The organism is Sphingopyxis sp. UBA6723, from assembly GCF_002454115.1.
Taxonomy (GTDB): Bacteria; Pseudomonadota; Alphaproteobacteria; order Sphingomonadales; family Sphingomonadaceae; genus Sphingopyxis.
Genome location: NZ_DKIH01000013.1, coordinates 723,722 through 742,726 on the forward strand (window position 1 = coordinate 723,722; position 19,005 = coordinate 742,726).

A 19,005-nucleotide genomic window follows, 5' to 3' on the forward strand; every position below is an offset into this window, starting at 1 on the left:
CACGGCTTCGCCGCAGGGAGGATCAGTTTCTTACAGCTGCTCCAGCATATGATCCGCGCTCGACACCTTGAATTCGCCCGGCGCTTCGACGTTGAGCTGTTCAACGACACCGTCGTTGACGATCATCGAGAAACGCTGGCCGCGCTTGCCCATGCCGAACGCCTTGCCGTCCATGGTCAGGCCGACCGCTTCGGCGAAATCGCCATTGCCGTCGGACAGCATGGTGACGGTATCGCCGGCGCTGGCGCTCTTGCCCCAAGCGCCCATGACGAACGCATCGTTGACCGCGGTGCAGACGATTTCATCGACGCCCTTGGCCTTGAGCTCGTCGGCCTTTTCAACAAATCCGGGGAGGTGCTTGGCCGAGCAGGTCGGGGTGAAGGCGCCGGGAACCGAGAAGAGCGCGACCTTGCGGCCCTTGAAATAATCGGCCGTGCTAACCTGTTCGGGGCCGTTTTCGGTGACCTTTACAAAGGTGGCGTCGGGCAGCTTGTCGCCAGTCTGGATCGTCATGGTCGGCATCCTTTTCGTTGAGGGGATTTCTGGTCGGCGAGACATTGGGTCGGGCGGGGCGGGAGTCAAGGTTGGTGAGGGGGTGCGAGGGGGATTTTGGCAACTTCGGGTTCCGATCGTTTGATGGCCCATACCATCGTCATCCCGGACTTGATCCGGGATCCATTCGCCCTCTCAGGATACCGCGGCGCAAGGCCTGATGGACCCCGGATCAAGTCCGGGGTGACGAAGATTGGGGACAGCTAACCACCTCAAAGCCATCCCCTCCCGCCAAAGATGCTGGACCGCCCCGTCCCTCCGCTGCATGATGGCGCGATGGAGACTGACCCCATTTGGTTCACCGGCCAGCTGCTGCTCGCGCTGCCCGGGATTGGCGATCCCCGCTTCAAACATTCGGTGATTGCGATGATCAGCCATGACGAAGAAGGTGCGATGGGGATCGGCATTTCTGACCCGATCGCCGGGATGACGGTCGGCGCGGTGCTCGACCAGCTCGAAATTGCGCATGACGATCCGCTCGAACAGCCGGTGTTTCTGGGCGGCCCGGTCGAGCCGTCGCGCGGGTTTGTGCTGCACAGTCTGGACTGGGGCGGACAGGAGGCGGTGCAGGTGGCGGACCGCTGGATGGTGTCGAGTTCGCACGACATCCTGCGCGCAATCGGCGAGGGGCGCGGGCCGTCGCGCTGGCTGGTGGCGCTGGGCTATGCCGGTTGGTCGGCGGGACAGCTGGAGGGCGAGATGGTGCGCCACGGCTGGCACGTTACCCCGGGCAGCGACGCCCTGCTGTTCGACACGCCGCCCGCCAAGCGCTGGCAGGCGGCGTTTGCCGAAGCGGGAGTGGACGCCCGCCTGCTGACAACCGAGGGTGGCGAGGCTTAGCGCGCGAGCGCGAGCAGCGGACGGCCGGTGGTCAGGTTCGCGCGCGCGGTGCGGGCGGCCCAGCGCGAATCGACATAACGCCCATCGGCGAGTTCGAGATCGTAGCGGATCGGGCTGGCGAGGGCCGCGTCATAGGCGGCGGCAGCTTCACTGGTGCGACCCAGACGAGCATAAGCGGTACCGAGGTTGATCAGCCGCGACGGGTCGCTGGCGTCGAGATTGGCGTCGCCGGTCAGCTTGGCGACCGCGGCTTGATTCTCGCCGGCGCGCAGCTCGGCATAAGCGACCGGCAGCGTCGTCGAATCGGCCTGCGGCCCGGTGACAACGATGATCGATTGCGCGGCGACGGGGCTGGCAAAAGCCAGAGCGATCAGCGGCAACAACATTTTTTTCATCTCTCTATCCCCTCGTAAACTTTGGCTGATTTTCTCCTTCATCATCACAAAAGTCAATGTTTTCGGCAGTTTGTAACACTGGTGTCACAATAGCAAATTAAGCTAAACGCAAGGCGCATTATAAGTAAAGAATTTCAGAATCTTGGCGTTCGCGACTCGGTGTCACAATTGTCGGGTCCCGATTGTCACAATTGTGCCTGCTGAAAATAAATTTTCGCCGCGGTGCATTTTGCGCCCGCGATTCGTGCGCCTTCCGCGTTCGGCAGGCCGAGCCGCCATTGCGATATAAAGAAAAGTTTATATTTGATCGGCAGCGCGCTTTGAGCTAGGGCGCGCAACATAATTACCCAGCTTTTCGTGGTCGCTCGCCTGCGACCGAATTCGCCTACAGGAGACTTATTGTGGCCACTCTCGCCGCCGACACCCGGGATTATGTGATCGCCGACATCGGTCTTGCCGACTTCGGTCGCAAGGAAATCAACATCGCCGAAACCGAAATGCCGGGCCTGATGGCGCTGCGCGAAGAGTTTGGCGCGTCGCAGCCGCTCAAGGGTGCGAAGATCGTCGGTTCACTGCACATGACGATCCAGACTGCGGTGCTGATCGAAACGCTGACCGCGCTCGGCGCGCAGGTCCGCTGGGCTACCTGCAACATCTTCTCGACCCAGGACCATGCCGCCGCCGCGATCGCCGCGACGGGCGTGCCGGTGTTCGCGGTGAAGGGTGAAAGCCTCGCCGATTATTGGGACTATGTCGGCCGCATTTTCGACTGGGGCATCGAAGCGGGCGAGACCTGCAACCTGATCCTCGACGATGGCGGCGATGCGACGATGTTCGCGCTGTGGGGCGCGAAGCTCGAAGCCGGGCAGGAGATGCCGGCACCCGAGAATGAAGAAGAGATCGAAATGCAGCGCGCGCTGAAGGCGTTTGTTGCCGCCAACCCCGGCTATCTGACCAAGACGGTCAAGGCGATCAAGGGTGTGTCGGAAGAAACGACGACCGGCGTCCACCGCCTGTACCACATCGCCAAGAAGGGCGAGCTGCCCTTCCCCGCGATCAACGTCAACGACAGCGTCACCAAGTCGAAGTTCGACAACCTCTATGGCTGTAAAGAGTCGCTCGTCGACGCGATCCGCCGCGGCACCGACGTGATGCTTGCGGGCAAGGTCGCCACGGTCGCCGGTTTCGGCGATGTCGGCAAGGGCTCGGCGCAGTCGCTCCGCAACGGCGGCGCGCGCGTCCTCGTCACCGAAATCGACCCGATCTGCGCCTTGCAGGCGGCGATGGAAGGCTTTGAGGTCGTGACGATGGACGAAGCCGTCAAGCGTTCGGACATCTTCGTCACCGCGACGGGCAACGCCGACGTGATCACCGCCGAACATATGGCGGCGATGAAGAATATGGCGATCGTCTGCAACATCGGCCATTTCGACAGCGAGATCCAGATCGCGGCGCTGGCGAACTATAAGTGGACCGAAGTGAAGCCGCAGGTCGACCTCGTCGAATTCCCCGACGGCAAGCAGATCATCATCCTGTCGAAGGGCCGCCTCGTGAACCTCGGCAATGCGACGGGCCACCCGAGCTTTGTGATGTCGGCGAGCTTCACCAATCAGACGCTCGCGCAGATCGAGCTGTGGACGCGCAGCGAGCAGTATAAGAACGATGTTTACGTCCTGCCCAAGCACCTCGACGAAAAGGTCGCGGCGCTGCACCTCGACAAGCTGGGCGTGAAGCTGAGCCAGCTGACCCAGAAACAGGCTGATTATATCGGCGTGCCGGTCGAAGGGCCGTTCAAGCCCGACCATTATCGTTATTGATCCACTGCATGGTTTGCGGCGGCGACAGTGTCGTCGCCGCAACACTTGCGCAGAAAGAGACGGGCTGAGTGCCTTTTTAATAGAAACTTGGGTTTTGAGTCTTATTCTGGCCGGAAGAGTGGGATTAAAATCCCAAATAACCGGGGAATATTTTGATGGTCAAAGTTTCGAAAGCTGCTTTCAGCGTTTGCGTATCCACGCTCGCGTTAACCATATCCGCTACCTCTGTCCAAGCGCAGGACAACACCGCACCGGCCGACAGCGTCGCGCCCCAAGAGGTTGCCGCAGATGATGATGGCAGCGCGATCATCGTGACCGGGTCGCGAATTTCACGCGCTAATTTCGATACCGTCGAACCGTCGGTCGTCATCAGCGGTGACCAGATTGAATCGCGTGGCTTTGAAACGCTCGGACAGGCGCTGAACGAGCTGCCCGCCTTTGGTGTCCCAGGAAGCAGCCCGGTTGGCGCGCAGTCGAGCTTCGGTCCCGGACAAAGCTTCGTCAACTTTTTGGGCCTCGGTTCGGAGCGCACGCTGACACTGGTCAACGGCCGCCGTTTCGTCGGGTCGAACACCGCATCAATCTTTGGCCCGACGGGTCAGGGTGGCAACCAGGTCGATTTGAACGTTATTCCGACCAAGCTCATCGATCGTGTTGAAACGATCGTCATTGGCGGTGCGCCGATTTACGGTTCGGACGCGATTGCGGGTACGGTCAACGTAGTCCTGAAGCGCGACTATGAAGGCCTCGAGATCGATGGCCAGTACGGTATTTCCGATCGCGGCGATGCAGCCAACTATCGTTTCCGCGGCCTCGCCGGCAAAAACTTCCTTGATGGCCGGGCAAACATTACGATCTCCGGTGAATATAACAAGGGCGAGGGTCTGTTGCAGACCGCCCGCCCACGCCTTTACGATGGCGGCTTCTTCGGCCGTCCCAACGATCCGGATTCGCCGTTCGACAATGTCATCTTTCGTGATCGCCGTATTCCGACGATTTCCGAATTCGGTATCCCGACCATATTCGATTTCATTCCGGTCAGTCAGGGCCAGGCGAATAATCTTGGCTTCCCGCAGGGCGGTTTTGTCGATGCGCAGGGCAACGCGCTGCGTTTCGATGCGACGGGCAATCTGATTCCGATCGATTTTGGTACGTCGTTTGGCCCGCTTGATGAAAATGGCGATCCGACGTCATTCAGCGTCGATGCGTCGGGCGGTAACGGCTTCAGCCTCGTGCCGCTGTCCAACCTGCTGACCGAAACCGAACGCTATAGCGGCAACTTGCTGTTGAGCTTTGACCTCACCGACAAAATCCGTCTGTTCGGTGAAGGTTGGTACAGCCGCAGCCGCGGCGTCAACCTTCGCGACCAGCCGGAATATAACAGCTATCTGTTCGGCTATGCTGGTGATCCGGCCGGTGCGATCATCATGAGCACCGACAATCCGTTCCTGACACCGCAGGCGCGCGCGATCATTCAGGCGCAGGCGGACGGCGACACCTTCCTGTTGCAGCGTGCGAATACCGATGTGATTTCAGGGCGCTCCACCGGCAACGTCGAAATTCAGCGTTATGTGTTGGGCCTCGACGGCAAGTTCACCGGACTCGGTGGCCGCGAATGGTCCTTCGAAATCGTCGGGAACTATGGCCGGTCAAAGACGACCGGCAAGGTGCCCGCGATCGCCACGCAGAACTTCTTCAATGCTGTGGACGCGGTCGATGAAGGCCTGTTCAATGGCGGTGCGGCGAACGGTAATATTATTTGCCGCCCGGGCGCCGTGAATTCTCCGGCGGAGACGGTTAGTTCGACCTGTGCGCCGCTCAATCTTTTCGGGATGCAGACCTCGCAGGCAGCGCGCGACTATATCACCGCGATCACGCGGCCGGTGTCGGTCAATAAGCAGAAGATTTTCACCGCTTCGCTGGCGGGGCCGCTGTTCGCATTGCCGGGCGGCGATCTCTCGTTCGCGATCGGCTACGAGCATCGGGCTGAATCGCAGGACTTCGATCCGGGCGCGTTCCTGGCGGGTGGCGACGATCCCGATCCGCTGACCGATGCCGACGGCGATGGCGATCCGACCAACGACCGCGTGGCTTTTGGCCAGTCGGTGGTCATCCAGCCGCTCAACGGCAAGTATAACACCGACGAAATCTTCGGCGAACTGCGGGCCGGGCTGGTGAGTCCGTCCAACAACGTCCCGCTGATCTATTCGCTCGAGTTGCAGGGGGCCGCGCGTTATGTCGATCACTCGACTGCCGGCGGCGACCTGACCTGGACGCTCGGCGGCAGCTGGCAGCCGATCCGCGACGTGACGTTGCGCGGTAATTACACCCGTGCGATCCGTGCGCCGTTCATCACCGAGGCTTTCAACCCGTCGAGCAGCTTCTTTGGTTTCGCCGAAGATCCCTGCGATCAGTTCAATCAGGATGAAGGCCCGGCTCCCGCCACGCGCGCTGCCAACTGTGCGGCAGCGGGAATTCCGGCCAATTTCGATGCCACCTCAGACGATGCCAGCATCCTCCAGGCGGTCGTAGGTAATCCCAACCTGCGGAACGAAAAGTCGAACGCTTTCACGATCGGTGCGGTGCTGCGTCCCAGCTTCATTCCGCGGCTCTCGCTGTCGGTCGACTATGTCGACATCAAGGTGAAGGATGTCATTACCCAGTTGGCTTCGGACGACATCGTCGAGAATTGCTATGATTCCGCCGATTTCCCCAATTCGCCGTTCTGCGATTTGTTTACGCGTGATGCCACCAATCAGCTCGATTTCATCTCTACCGGTTATTTCAACGCCGCGGAACTGCGATACAAGGGCATCCTAGCCGCGCTCGACTTCCGCACCGGGACGCCGTTCCTTGGCGAGGATTCAAATATCGGGTTGAATGCGAGCTATCAGTATCTCGATACGCTGACCTCGCGCGCCGATGCCAATTCGGCGATTGAGACCGACAATGGCGAGGTCGGATATTCGCGGCATCAGGCGGTCGGCACGATCGACTATAACAACAAGGGCTTCAGCACCTTCCTGCAGGTCAACTACACCGGACCGGCAAAGTTTGATGCCGATGCCACGCCGACGGCTCAGAATCCGAACGGTGTGGGCAGCTTCGTGTATTTCAATACGGGCATGACCTACCGGATCGACAAGAGCTTTAGCATCCGCTTCGTCGTCGACAATCTGTTCGACCGCAAGCCGCCGTTCCCCTCGCCGACCGGCGGTGGGACGCTCACCTATTTCCCGGGTGTGCTGGGCCGCTACTTCCGCGTCGGGGCCAGCGTCGGCTTCTGATCGCGGCCAAATCGAATAACCAGGGGTCGCGTCGGCAACGGCGCGGCCTCTTTTTTTGGCTAGGCTTCGTCGCCGATGCTGACGGCGCCAATCATCTCGACTGTCGCCGGTCCAATGGTCATCGGATTGCGCACGCCGGGGAGGATAGCGACATCAAACATTTCGGTGAATTTCCCGCCGAGCAGGATGGAATGAACCGTCTGGCCGGTCCGCGTATCGACGATCAGGATACCGCATTGGGCTTCCAGCTGGCGTTCCTCCAACCCGGCCTGAATCGCGAGGTCTTTGAACTTGCCTTCGCGTGCCATCGACACAGTGACGACGGCAAAATCCTTGTGGAAAACGAGACCGCGGAGAAAGCCGGGACAAAAGGCGATATCTTCGCGGTTGCCGCTACCAATATCGACGCGGACAATCTGGCCGCGTCCCGAATCGAGCAGCCACAAGGCGCCGTCATGCACGCGGGGGCTGTGGGGCATGGTCAGGCCACTGACGACTACCTCGTCGCTGTCGATATCGATCACCGCCCCGCCACCCTGGCGATCCGCGCGCCAGCCGTCTTTTTCATCCGATAGGCCCGCGACCGTCACAAAGCGCGGCGCGCCGCCATCCATCGCCAGACCGTTGAGGTGGCAGCGATCATCGGGCGCCAGCGCGGAAATAAAGCGCGGTCGCCAAATAGGCCGAAAGCTGTGGACCTCATCGATCGTTGCCAGACAAGAATATCGCGAATTGACGAAGATGATCCGATTATCGGCATCGAAGGCAAGCTCGTGCGTATCGACGTAGCCGACGGTGTGCGCCGTGCGGGGTACCAAGGCCATGTCAAAGGCGTTGTTGGCATAATGGCCAGGGCGCAGCATGTTTTCCAAGCGCCATATCTGGAACATCGATCCGACCAGCAGGCGCCCACGGTTATAACAGAGCCCGGTCGCGCGCGCATATTGCTGCTGGTTAAAGGACAGGCGCATGTCCGGACCGACGCCGGCGACGATCAACTGGCCAGTCTGATAGGAGGTAAAGGCGAGCGAGATGCCTTGCGCCAACATCCAATCGGCCAAACCGGCGGAAATCGAAATCGGCGCATCGCCCGGATCATGCCCTGCGGGGTCATTTATTGCGGCGGCCAAGGCCAGAAGCTTCTTGTCCTGCACGCGTCCTCCTCGATACGATGGAGCTATCCGGTCAAACAGCTATTCCAAGTTTCGATCTACGTCAGGGCCGCAGCCGCTGCAAAGGATTATGGACCCAAGCCATGCCTGCCGTCGCGGCAGGGCCACCGATCGGCGCCGCCTGACGCCTAGCGATTGAAACCCTCGGGGACAGTCGATAGGGCGGGCAGATGGTCAAACGCCCCTCCTTTCATTTTTCGTATGGCGTGGCGTCGGCCAAATGACGCTTTCGTCGGGCGCGCTCTTTGCTCTGGGCCTGTTTTCTGCGCTTTGGCTGCTCGCCGGATTGTGGGCGGTCGGGCGCGGGATTGCGATGCAGCGGCGGGCGGCGTTTGTCGCCGGGCAGGCCGAGCGGCTCGGCAGTCTGGTCGAGGCGTCGCCGCAATTGCCGGTGATCGTGCGCGCCGACTGGCGGATCGAGGCGAGCGAGAAACTCGGGCGCTGGCTGGGGCTCGAACAAGGGCCGCGCAATTTCGACGAGCTGCGTGGGCTTGGCAGCGGGCTGGACCCCGACGGCCATGACGCGCTGCGCCAGGCGATCCTGGGCGCGCAGCGCGGCGCCAAACCCTTTACGCTCAGCCTGAAGCCGCAGGGGAGCGAGCGCACGATCATCCTCCATGGCGCCCCGGCGCCGCCGGCGGTGGGCGGGCCGGGCAGCGTGCTGCTCTGGCTGAGCGATGCGACCGACGGCCAGCACGCCCTGGCGCAGGCGCGCAGCGAACGTGACGAGGCGATGGCGGCGTTCGAGGCGCTGTCGGGGCTGATCGAGGCCGCGCCCTTCCCGATGTGGTTCCGCGACACCGACCTCAATCTCGCGCTCGTCAACGGCGCCTATGTCCGCGCGGTTGAGGCAAAGAGCGCGGTCGCGGTGATCGACGGCGGCATCGAGCTGTGCGAAACGGTCGCCGGGGTCAGCGCCGCCGAGGCGGCCGACGAGGCGCGCATCGCGGGCTCGGCGCAGATCCGCACGATCCCGGTGACGATCGAGGGCGAGCGGCGGATCATGCGCGTCGTCGATGTGCCGCTGGCGCCGACCGGCGGGCGGGTGATCGGTATCGCCGGCTATGCCATCGATATTCAGGAGCTGGAGAGCGAGCGCGGCGCGCACCGCCGCTTCGTCGATACGCAGCGCGAATTGCTCGACCGATTGTCGGCGGCGGTGGCGCAATTCGGCCCGGATCAGGGATTGGCCTTTGCCAATCTCCCGTTCCGCCGCCTCTTCGCGCTCGATGCCGATGATGTCAGCGAGGCGCGGGCGTTTGCGCGGCTGCTCGATGCCTGGCGCGAGGGCGGGCGAACCCCTGAAGTGCGCGACTATCCCGAATGGCGGCAGGCGCATGTCGACTGGTTCGCCCAGGCGGGGGCGAGCGAAGAGGATTGGCTGCTGCGCGACGGCACCCACTTGCATGTTGTGGCGCAGCCGACGCCTGACGGCGGGCTGCTGCTGATCGCCGAGGACAAGACCGAGCAGGTGCAATTGGCCGGCGCACGCGACACCCTGCTGCGCGTCCGCACCGCGACGTTCGACAATCTGTTCGAGGCGATCGCGGTGTTCGCGCCCGACGGGCGGCTGCATCTGTGGAACCAGCGCTTCCGCCGCTTGTGGGGCATTGATGAGGCCACGCTGGCGGCGCATCCGCGCGTCGATGCGCTGATGGGCGGGCTGGCCGACCGGCTGGTGAAACCGAACCAGATCAGCATCGTCCAGGAAGTCATCCGCGCCGCGACGCTGGAGCGGCAACAGCGCGGCGGCGAGATCGGCTTTGCCGACGGGCGCTATTTCGATTTTGCGTCGATCCCGCTGCCCGACGGCAATGCGCTGCTGATCATGCTCGACATTACCCCGAGCCGGCGGATGGAGGGCGCGCTGCGCGAGCGCAACGAGGCGCTGGAGGCAGCGGACAAGGTCAAGACCGCTTTCCTGTCGCGGATGAGTTACGAATTGCGCACGCCGCTGACCTCGATCGGCGGGTTCGGCGAGATGTTGCAGGCGGGCTATGCCGGCAAGCTGAGCGACCAGCAGCAGGGCTATGTCAACGCGATCATGGATTCGGTCGCGGTGCTGGGGCGCCAGATCGACAATGTGCTCGACCTGGCGCAGGGCGAAGCCGGGTCACTGGTGGTCGAGCGGGCGCCGGTCGCGGTGCGAGCGTTGCTGGAGCGGGCTTTGGCGGATGCGAAAGCGTTTGCCGCGGACGAAAAGGTCGAACTGGTCGGCAATATCTCGCCTGATCTCGGCCGTATCGATGGAGATGCGCCGCGCCTGTCGCGGCTGGTCGCGGGTTTGCTCGACAATGCGGTGCGCTACACGGCGCCGACCCGCAAGTCCGGCGGCCGCGTGCTGCTCCATGCCACGGGCGACGCGCATGGGATCGAGATTATCGTGTCGGACAATGGTCCGGGGATGCCCGAAGCGGTCGCAGCGGTGACCAAGGGACAGCAGGCGGGGACGGCGTCGGGCGGCATCGGCCTTGCGCTCGCGCGCCAACTCGTCGCCGCGCACGGCGGGACGATGGAGGTGGTGAGCGAGGCGGGACAGGGGACGCTGGTGCGGATCAGCCTGCCGCGGCGGGTATGACGACGCTGCTCCCCCTCCTTTCTGTTTGTGTCCCTGCGAAGGCAGGGATCGATCTCCCGCCGCCTCAACATGGCGCCGACCGGAGGTGGGCCCCTGCTTTCGCAGGGGCCCAGCGCTTTTTATGAGTTTTACCTGTTCCTACGATCTGGCCGAGGCCGAGCGCATCGGTGCCGCGATCGGCGCGGCGTTGCTCCCCGGCGATGTTGTCGCGCTGTCGGGCGATCTGGGCGCCGGCAAGACGACGCTGGCGCGCGCGATGCTGAAAGCGCGCGGGCTGGCGGGCGAGGCGCCGAGCCCGACCTTTGCCATCGTCCAGCCCTATGCGCCGCCCGAAGTCGATCTGCCCATCGCGCATGTCGATCTGTACCGGATCGAGGATGAGAGCGAGCTGATCGAGCTGGGCCTTGACGATTATCTGTATGACGGCGCGCTGCTGATCGAATGGCCCGAGCGGCTGGGGACGCAGGGGTGGCCGGGCGCGCTGTCGATCACGATTTCGGGGAGCGGCGACGCGCGCGTCTTGACAGCCGACGTGCCGACGTCTTGGGGGAGTCGATGGCCGCTCCGATGATTCCGCCCCCCCATGCGCCTGCCTTCCTCGCCGCGCATGGCTGGGAAGGCGCCCAGATTTTGCCGCTCGCCGGCGATGCCTCGTTCCGGCGCTATTTCCGCGTCGTCGATGGCGCGCGGCAGGCGGTGCTGATGGACGCGCCGCCGCCGCATGAAGATCCGCGGCCGTTCATCGCGATCGCCGAATATCTGTGCGAACAGGGGCTGACCGCGCCGGTGATCTTTGCCCGCGATCTGGTGCAGGGACTGTTGCTGATCGAGGATTTCGGGGATGAGCGGCTGCGCGAAACGGCCGATGCGGCGCTGCACCGCGAGGTCGAACTGTACGCAGGGGCGACGGATTTGCTCGTCCACCTGCACACGTGCCCGCCGATGCCGGGGTTGCGGGTGCTGGGGCTGGAACAATGGCTCGACGAGGTGATGCTGTTCAGCGACTGGTATTGCCCGGCGCTGGAGATCGAGGTCGATCGCGACGCCTTTCGCGCCGCGTGGGAAGCGGTGCTGACCCCGGTCGAGCATGACGGTCTGCCGCGCGTCACCGTACTGCGCGATTTTCACGCCGAAAATATCATGCTGGTGCCGGGCAAGGCGGGCGTCGCCCATTACGGCCTGCTCGATTTTCAGGACGCGCTGATCGGGCATCCCGCCTATGATCTCGCTTCGGTGCTCGAGGATGCGCGGCGCGATGTCACCCCGGCGGTCGAGGCGGCGATGCTGGCGCGCTATCAGGGCGCCACCGGGCAGGACATCGAGAATGCTTACTGGGCGCTCGCGGCCCAGCGCAACACACGTATCCTGGGGGTGTTCGTGCGGCTGTGGAAGCGCGACGGCAAGCCCGGCTATCGCCAGTTCCAGCCACGAATGTGGGGGTTGCTCGAACGCGATCTGGCGCATCCTGCGCTGGCGCCGGTGCGCGCCTGGTTCGACGAGAATATCCCCGCCGACAAGCGCGCGGCGGCGTGGTGATGGACGCCAAGATCGACAGCGCGATGGTGATGGCGGCGGGGCTGGGCAAACGGATGCGCCCGCTGACCGCTACCCGACCCAAGCCGCTGGTGCGCGTCGCGGGCAAGGCCTTGATCGATCACAGCCTTGACCGCATCGAGGCGGCGGGGATCGGCCATGTCGTCGTCAACGTCCATTATCTGGCCGATGCGCTCGAAGCGCATCTGGCGGCGCAAAAACGCAGCTTCACGATCGGCATTTCGGACGAGCGCGACCTGCTCCTCGAAACCGGCGGCGGCATGGTCAAGGCGCTGCCACAGCTGACCGGCGACCCGATCCTGATCGTCAACAGCGACAATATCTGGACCGACGGGCCTCAGGACAGCATCCGGCATCTGGCGCGGCATTGGGACGGGGAGCGGATGGACGCGCTGTTGCTTCTCATCCGGCACGCAAGCGCGACCGGTCATGGCGGGCGCGGCGATTTTCATATGGATCCGTCGGGGCTCCTGTCGCGCCGCAAGCCGGGCCGGATTGCGCCCTTCGTCTATACCGGCATCCAGCTGATCTCGCCGCGCCTGTTGGGCGACGCGCCTGTGGGGGCGTTTTCGACCAACATATTGTGGGACCGCGCGATCGCCGCGGGCCGACTGTTCGGCCTGTCGCACATGGGGCAATGGTTCGACGTCGGCACCCCCGACCGGATCGCGCCGACCGAAGTCGCGCTGAGTGAGGTTTGACGCGGGTCGTCATCCCGGCGAAGGCCGGGATCTCGCCGTTTCGGATTGGCGCAGCGGCGAGATCCCGGCCTTCGCCGGGATGACGACGAGAGTGTGATGACGGAAACGCCTCGCCCCACCGTCTTCTCCATCCCCGTCCAGCGGGCGTTCGCCGACGCGCTCGCCGCAGGCCTGATCGGCCGCTTTGCCGATGGCGCGCTCGGGCTCGCCAAAGGGCTGATCCTGCTGCCCAGCAACCGCGCGCGCAGCGCGGTGCAGGCGGCGTTTGTGCGCGCCAGCGGGGCGGGGCTGCTGATGCCGCGGCTGGCGGTGATCGGCGATGCCGACCTCGATGAAAGCGTCGCGCTGGCGCTCGACGCGATCGACGAGGCCGAACCGATCCCGCCCGCGATCGATCCGCTGCGGCGGCGGCTGATGCTGGCGGCGCTGATCGAGCGGTATAATCCCGTTGGCGAAGAAGCGATCACCGGCGCCGCGGCGTTCCAACTCGCCGAAAGGCTGGGGCGGGTGATCGACCAGCTGCATTATGAGGAGGTCGCCCCGACGCGGCTCGGCGACATCGAAGCCGCGCTTGGCGATCTTGCGGGGCATTGGCAGGCGTCATGGCAGCGGTTGCGGCTGCTGATCGATCATTGGCCCGCGATGCTGGCCGCGACGGGGCATATCGACCGCGCCGACCGCCGCAACCGCCTGCTCGCGCGGGTCAGCGAGGAATGGCGCACTGCCCCGCCGCGGCGCTTCGTCGTCGCGGCAGGGGTGACCACCGCGGCGCCCGCGATCGCGCGGCTGCTGCGCACCGTGGCCGACCTGCCGCAGGGGATGGTGGTGCTGCCGGGGCTCGACCTCGGCATGGCGGCGGAGGAATGGGACGCGCTGGGACCGGTCAAGCCCGATCCCGATCAGCCGGGCGAGCGCCCGCTCGAAACGCATCCTCAATATCATCTGAAACTGCTACTCGGGCGGATGGGGATCGCGCGCGACGAGGTCGGCGCATGGGCCGCGGTGTCGCCGTTCGACGGTCCCGATGCGCGCGCGCCCTTTCTGTCGCTGCTGTTTGCGCCCGCCGCCTATACCGCGCGCTGGCAGGCGGCGGACGACGTCGCGCCCAGCCTGACCGGGGTCAGCGCCGCGACCTTCGCCGACGACGGGCAGGAGGCGCAGGGCATCGCGTTAATGATGCGCCGTGCGTTGGAAGAGCCGGGGCGCACCGCGGCGCTGGTGACCCCCGACCGCCTGCTCGCCGAGCGCGTCGCGGCGGCGCTCGCGCGCTGGGACATTGCGATCGACGACAGTGCCGGACAGCCGCTGGGGCAGACGCCGCCGGGGGCGCTGCTGTTGCTGCTCGCCGAGTTTGCCGCGGCGTTCGATCCGGTGCGGCTGGTCGCGCTGCTCGGGCATCCGCTGGTGCGCGCGGGCGAAGGACGGCTCGACTGGCTCGATCAGGTACGGCAGCTCGATCTGGTGCTGCGCGGGCCGGGGTTGGTGCCGGGCTGGGTCGGGGTGACGGCGCGGATCGATGAGATTGCGGCCGACAGCGACCGGCGCGGGCATGGCGCGGCGGTGGCCATCGCCGATTGGTGGGCCGAGGTGACGACGGGCCTGAGCGGTGCGCTCGCGCCTTTTGCCGCGGGCGTTCCCGCGCCGCCGCCGGTGCTGCTCGGGGCGTTGCAGGACGCGCTCGGCTGGCTCACCGGCGAAGGGGCGTGGACGGGGCATGCGGGCCGCGCCTTGTCCGACCTATTCGACCGCTGGGCGGTGGCGAAGGGCGACGGCCCAGCGCTCGTCGCCCCCGCCGATTTCCCCGCGATGCTCGCCGATCTGATGTCGGGCGAGAGCATACGGCCCCCCTATGGCGGGCATCCGCGGCTGTTCATCTGGGGTCTGCTCGAGGCGCGGTTGCAGCGCGCCGACCTGATGATTTTGGGCGGGCTCGACGAGGGGCGCTGGCCGCCGCAGCAAAGCCCCGACCCCTGGCTCGCCCCCGGCATCCGGCGGATGCTGGGCCTCGCCGCACCCGAGCGGCAGCAGGGGATGGCGGCGCATGATTTCGCTGGTGCCTTTGCGGCGCGCGAGGTGGTCGTGACGCGCGCGATGCGCAGCGGCGGCGACCCGGCCGTTGCGTCGCGCTTCTGGTTGCGGCTCTCGGCCTTGGCGGGCGAGTTGCCCGAAGCGACGCTCGACGGGCAGTCGGTCACGGCGCTGGCCGCGACGCTCGATGTCCCGCCGGGCCGAAGCGAGCCCGCCGACAAACCCCGCCCGTCGCCGCCGCTCGCGGCGCGGCCCGACCGGATCAGCGTCACCGGGGTCGACCAGCTGGCGCGCGACCCCTTTGCCTTTTACGCGGCGAAGATATTGCGGCTGAGCGAACTCGAGCCGCTGAGCAGCGGTCCCGACGCCAAATGGTTCGGCACGCGGGTGCATAAATTCCTGCAGGACTGGCAGGCGGCAGGGCTGAGCGAGGCGGCGTTCGATGCCGAGATCGCCGCGCTGCGCGCCGATCCGGCGCTCGATTCGCTCGGCCGCGCCTTCTGGTTGCCGCGGATCGAGCCGTCGCTGCGCTGGGCGGCGGAGCGGGTGTGGGCGGCGCGCGACGAACGCTGGCCGGTCGCCAATGAAGTCAGCGGCAAGCTGCTGGTCGGCGGCATCACGCTGCGCGGCACCGCCGATCGCGTTGATCAGGCCGCCGACGGGACGCTGGCGATCGTGGATTACAAGACCGGCGCGGCGCCATCGGCCAAGTCGGCGGGCGAAGGGCTGAACAGCCAGCTCGGCCTGCTCGGGCTGATCGCCGAGGAAGCGGGGCTCGGCGATCAGGCGCCCGAACCGGTCGGTGCGTTCGAATATTGGGAATTGAAGCGCGACCGCAAAAAGGGCGTCGATGGCGCGGTCAAGGCGATCAAGGGGCAGAAGCCGAAACCGCCGACCGCTGCCGCGGTAATCGAGCGGGCGCGCGAAGCGCTGGCTGAGCTGAGCGCGCGCTACTTGTTGGGACAGGAGCCATTCGTTCCGGGCGACAGCGCCAAACGCTACACCGATTTCGACCAGCTGATGCGCCGCGACGAATGGTTCGGGCGCGGCGATCCCGATCCGGGCATGACCGACGGGGGTTCGGCATGATTGACCCCGACAAGCTGCTGAAGACGCTCGACGGCGGGCAACGGGCCGCGGCCGAGCCGCACGACCATGTCTGGCTCGGCGCGTCGGCGGGGACGGGCAAGACGCAGGTGCTGTCGGCGCGCGTGCTGCGCCTGATGCTGGCGGGCGTGTCGCCCGAGGCGATCCTGTGCATCACCTTTACCAAGGCGGGCGCCGCCGAAATGGCGCATCGCATCCATGAGCGGCTCGCGATGTGGGTGCGGATGGCGGACGGCGACCTGCGGCTCGACCTCGCCGCGCTGGGCGCCGACTGGGCCGAACCAGGCATCCTCGATCGCGCACGATCGTTGTTCGCCACCGTGATCGACAGCCCCGGCGGCGCGGTGCGGGTGCAGACGATCCACGCCTTTTGCCAGACCTTGCTCGCAAGTTTTCCGCTCGAGGCGAAAATCCTGCCGGGATTCCGCGCGCTGGAAGACAGCGAGGCAAGTGCATTGCAGCGCGAGGTGCTGGGGCAGTTGCTCGCGCGCGCGGATGTCGACGGCGATGCGATGCGCACGATCGCGGCAATGCTTTCGCAGCGATTGGGGCAGGATGCGGCGATCGCCTTTCTGGCGCGCTGCGCGAGCTGTTTCACCGCCGCCAATGCGCCGCGCCTCGCGCCGCGCGCGGCGGACCTGCGCGCGCAGCTGGGTTTGCCGCAGGGCGATGCGTTGGCCTGGCAGGCGGCAGCGCTGGGCGGCGGCGCGATTGCCGACGCCGACATTGCGGCGGTGGCCGCGAGCGGGCGCGGTTGGGGGACGAAGACCGGCGACGCCCGCGCCGACATCATGGACGACTGGTTTCGCGCCGACACGCATGGCCGCGCCGCGATGCTCGCCGCGATGCGGGGCTGCTTCCTGACCGGCACCGGCGACATGCGCGCCGATTACACCAAGGACAAGGGCGGTATGCGCAGCTGCCTTGCCGCCGCCGAGCGCATCGTTGCCGCAGCCAATGACCTGCTCGCCACCGCCACTGCGATGGCGGTTGCCGATGATCTGGCGGCGGCGTGGGATTTGGGCAGCAGTTTTGCCGAAGCCTATGCGCTGGCCAAGCGCGAGCGCGGCCTCGCCGATTTCGACGATTTGATCAGCATCGCGGGGCATCTGCTGGCCCAGGGCGATTTTGGCGACTGGGTGCGCTTCAAGCTCGACCAGCGCACCGACCATATTTTGGTCGATGAGGCGCAGGACACCAATGCGCGGCAATGGGCGATCGTCGCCTCGCTGGCAGGCGAGTTTTTCGCCGGGGTGGGCGCCAAGGACGACCGGGTCCGCACGATGTTCACCGTCGGCGACCGCAAGCAGGCGATCTTCGGCTTTCAAGGCACCGAGCCCGCGGCGTTCGAAGCGGCGCGGCTGAGCTTTGCCAGGCGGGCGACCGAGGGCGGCAGTCCGTTCGAGGATGTCGACCTCGACACCAATTACCGGTCGAGCCCCGCGGTGCTCGACGTCGTCGATGCGTGGATCGCGGCGGGGGCGACCGCGCTGATGGGGCTGGAGAGCGACGAGCCGCCGCACATCCCCGCCGAATTCAATCGCGACCGCGCGGGGCGCGTCGAGCTGTGGCAACCGTTGCCGGTCGGCAAGGCTCTTGATGCCGATGCCGAGGATGAGACCGGCATCGACGTTGATGGTGAGGATGAGGGGACCCGTTCCCACGACACGTCCGCCGCGGCGAGCGACCCCGCCAGCCTGCGGCTCTCCCGTGCGATTGCCGACGAGGTGCAGGACTGGCTGCTCCACGGCAAGGACGGCCGCGCCGTTGCCCCGGGCGACATCCTGATCCTTGTCCGCCGCCGCCGTGACCTCGCGGCGCGGATCGTGGCGCGGTTGCAATCGCTGCACGTGCCGGTCGCGGGGGTCGACCGCTTTTCGCTGACCCAGTCACTCGCGGTGCAGGATCTGCTCGCGGCGATGCGCTTTGCAGTGCAGCCGCTCGACGATCTCAATCTCGCCAGCCTGCTGGTGTCGCCGCTGTTCGGCTGGAGCCAGGCAGAGCTGTTTGCCTTCGCCCATGGCCGCCAGAAACGCGCGTTGTGGGAGCAGTTGCGGGCGCGCGAAGACGAAGCGCCGCCCGAAACGATGGCGGCGCTGCGCGCCCTGCTCGGCATGGGTGATTTCACGACGCCGTTCCGCTTTCTGGAACGCATCCTGTCCGGCCCGCTCGACGGGAGGCGCAAGCTGTATCAGCGGTTGGGGCGCGAGGCGCGCGACCCGATCGACGAACTGCTCGCGCAGGCGCTGGCGTTCGGGCGGCAGGAAGCGCCGTCGCTGCTCGGCTTCCTGTCGCACATCGCCGCGAGTACGGCGGAGATCAAGCGCCAGAGCGAGGCGCGCAGCGATGTCGTACGGGTGATGACGGTGCATGGGTCGAAGGGCTTGCAGGCGCCGATCGTCATCTTGGCCGACGCGACCGACGATCCCAAGCCGCGGCGAGTAAGCTTTGATCTGTCGATGGCGGCTTGGGACAAACTACCGGTGTTTCCGCTCGGCAAGGACGAGCGCCATGGCGCGATCGCGGATGCCCACGACGCCAAGGAGCGCGCCGAGCGCGAGGAGCATTGGCGGCTGCTGTACGTGGCGATGACGCGCGCCGAGGAATTGCTGATCGTCACCGGGACGCGGAAGGCGGACGAGCTTCCCGCGGACAATTGGCACAGCGCGGTCGATGCCGTGATGGCCGACATGGGCGCCGAATGGCAGGACGCCGGTCCGCGCTGGGGGCAGAAGCGCGTCCATGCGGTCGCGGGCAAGGCGCGTGCGGCGAAGGACAAGGCGCGGCCCGTCGCTCCGCCGGTGGTCGTACCCGCGTGGGCGCGGCAAGCGGCGCCCGAGGAAGCGCGCCCGCCGCGTCCGCTCGCGCCGTCGGCGCTGGGCGACGATGATGTGGCGGCGGTGCCGCAGGGCGCGGCGCGCGCGGCTGCGGTGAACCGCGGGCTGCTGCTCCACGCGCTGTTCGAGCGGCTACC

At 65.7% G+C, this 19,005-nt stretch carries 13 protein-coding genes; 9 read left to right on the plus strand and 4 right to left on the minus strand.

Annotation, left to right across the window (positions count from 1 at the left end; genetic code table 11):
* Positions 1–30: 30 nt before the first annotated feature.
* Positions 31–513, minus strand: coding sequence for a peroxiredoxin (locus tag B4F07_RS16715; RefSeq protein WP_293698797.1), 483 nt, complete (start codon positions 511–513; stop codon positions 31–33).
* A gap of 276 nt (positions 514–789) precedes the next feature.
* Between B4F07_RS16715 and B4F07_RS16720 the strand changes: the two genes are divergently transcribed.
* Positions 790–1,392 carry a YqgE/AlgH family protein gene (locus B4F07_RS16720; RefSeq protein WP_414711761.1) on the plus strand — a complete coding sequence of 201 codons (603 nt, stop codon included), beginning with the start codon at positions 790–792 and terminating at the stop codon, positions 1,390–1,392.
* Here the strand turns inward: B4F07_RS16720 and B4F07_RS16725 are convergent.
* Entirely contained in the window at positions 1,389–1,787 is a 399-nt protein-coding gene (locus tag B4F07_RS16725) for a hypothetical protein (RefSeq protein ID WP_293698791.1), read from the minus strand. The genes B4F07_RS16720 and B4F07_RS16725 overlap by 4 nt on opposite strands.
* Before the next feature lie 185 nt (positions 1,788–1,972).
* A complete protein-coding gene (locus B4F07_RS16730) occupies positions 1,973–2,128 on the minus strand; it encodes a hypothetical protein (protein ID WP_293698788.1) in 156 nt (51 codons plus the stop codon).
* A gap of 60 nt (positions 2,129–2,188) precedes the next feature.
* Between B4F07_RS16730 and ahcY the strand changes: the two genes are divergently transcribed.
* Together ahcY and B4F07_RS16740 are read left to right on the plus strand one after the other, a co-directional pair.
* On the plus strand, positions 2,189–3,604 hold the full coding sequence (gene ahcY, locus B4F07_RS16735) for an adenosylhomocysteinase (RefSeq protein ID WP_293698785.1): 1,416 nt from the start codon (positions 2,189–2,191) through the stop codon (positions 3,602–3,604).
* Between the two features lie 155 nt (positions 3,605–3,759).
* Entirely contained in the window at positions 3,760–6,891 is a 3,132-nt protein-coding gene (locus tag B4F07_RS16740) for a TonB-dependent receptor domain-containing protein (RefSeq protein WP_293704915.1), read from the plus strand.
* A gap of 59 nt (positions 6,892–6,950) precedes the next feature.
* Here the strand turns inward: B4F07_RS16740 and B4F07_RS16745 are convergent, their stop codons facing one another.
* A complete protein-coding gene (locus tag B4F07_RS16745; RefSeq protein WP_293698776.1) occupies positions 6,951–8,045 on the minus strand; it encodes a TIGR03032 family protein in 1,095 nt (364 codons plus the stop codon).
* Positions 8,046–8,283: 238 nt separating this feature from the next.
* Between B4F07_RS16745 and B4F07_RS16750 the strand changes: the two genes are divergently transcribed.
* The 6 genes from B4F07_RS16750 to addA all read left to right on the plus strand — a co-directional run.
* Positions 8,284–10,641, plus strand: coding sequence for a PAS domain-containing sensor histidine kinase (locus B4F07_RS16750; protein WP_293698773.1), 2,358 nt, complete (start codon positions 8,284–8,286; stop codon positions 10,639–10,641).
* Between the two features lie 121 nt (positions 10,642–10,762).
* Positions 10,763–11,212 (plus strand): tRNA (adenosine(37)-N6)-threonylcarbamoyltransferase complex ATPase subunit type 1 TsaE, encoded by a 450-nt coding sequence (gene tsaE / locus B4F07_RS16755; protein WP_293698770.1) that lies wholly within the window; start codon positions 10,763–10,765, stop codon positions 11,210–11,212.
* Entirely contained in the window at positions 11,209–12,177 is a 969-nt protein-coding gene (locus B4F07_RS16760) for an aminoglycoside phosphotransferase family protein (protein ID WP_293699388.1), read from the plus strand. The genes tsaE and B4F07_RS16760 overlap by 4 nt, the downstream gene beginning before the upstream one ends.
* Entirely contained in the window at positions 12,177–12,896 is a 720-nt protein-coding gene (locus tag B4F07_RS16765) for a nucleotidyltransferase family protein (protein WP_293698767.1), read from the plus strand. The genes B4F07_RS16760 and B4F07_RS16765 overlap by 1 nt, the downstream gene beginning before the upstream one ends.
* 96 nt (positions 12,897–12,992) lie before the next feature.
* Positions 12,993–16,013 carry a double-strand break repair protein AddB gene (gene addB, locus B4F07_RS16770; RefSeq protein WP_293698764.1) on the plus strand — a complete coding sequence of 1,007 codons (3,021 nt, stop codon included), beginning with the start codon at positions 12,993–12,995 and terminating at the stop codon, positions 16,011–16,013.
* Positions 16,010–19,005 (plus strand): double-strand break repair helicase AddA (gene addA, locus B4F07_RS16775; RefSeq protein WP_293704931.1); only part of this gene is annotated, 2,996 nt, incomplete at its 3' end. The genes addB and addA, both read left to right, overlap by 4 nt.

Excerpts from the sequence above, each read along its gene's own strand:
- B4F07_RS16720 (WP_414711761.1), top strand. The coding sequence starts at position 790 with ATGCTGGACCGCCCCGTCCCTCCGCTGCATGATGGCGCGATGGAGACT.
- B4F07_RS16715 (WP_293698797.1), bottom strand. The coding sequence starts at position 513 with ATGACGATCCAGACTGGCGACAAGCTGCCCGACGCCACCTTTGTAAAG.
- B4F07_RS16765 (WP_293698767.1), top strand. The coding sequence starts at position 12,177 with ATGGACGCCAAGATCGACAGCGCGATGGTGATGGCGGCGGGGCTGGGC.
- B4F07_RS16730 (WP_293698788.1), bottom strand. The coding sequence starts at position 2,128 with ATGTTGCGCGCCCTAGCTCAAAGCGCGCTGCCGATCAAATATAAACTT.
- addB (WP_293698764.1), top strand. The coding sequence starts at position 12,993 with ATGACGGAAACGCCTCGCCCCACCGTCTTCTCCATCCCCGTCCAGCGG.
- B4F07_RS16760 (WP_293699388.1), top strand. The coding sequence starts at position 11,209 with ATGATTCCGCCCCCCCATGCGCCTGCCTTCCTCGCCGCGCATGGCTGG.
- tsaE (WP_293698770.1), top strand. The coding sequence starts at position 10,763 with ATGAGTTTTACCTGTTCCTACGATCTGGCCGAGGCCGAGCGCATCGGT.
- B4F07_RS16740 (WP_293704915.1), top strand. The coding sequence starts at position 3,760 with ATGGTCAAAGTTTCGAAAGCTGCTTTCAGCGTTTGCGTATCCACGCTC.
- B4F07_RS16725 (WP_293698791.1), bottom strand. The coding sequence starts at position 1,787 with ATGAAAAAAATGTTGTTGCCGCTGATCGCTCTGGCTTTTGCCAGCCCC.
- B4F07_RS16750 (WP_293698773.1), top strand. The coding sequence starts at position 8,284 with ATGACGCTTTCGTCGGGCGCGCTCTTTGCTCTGGGCCTGTTTTCTGCG.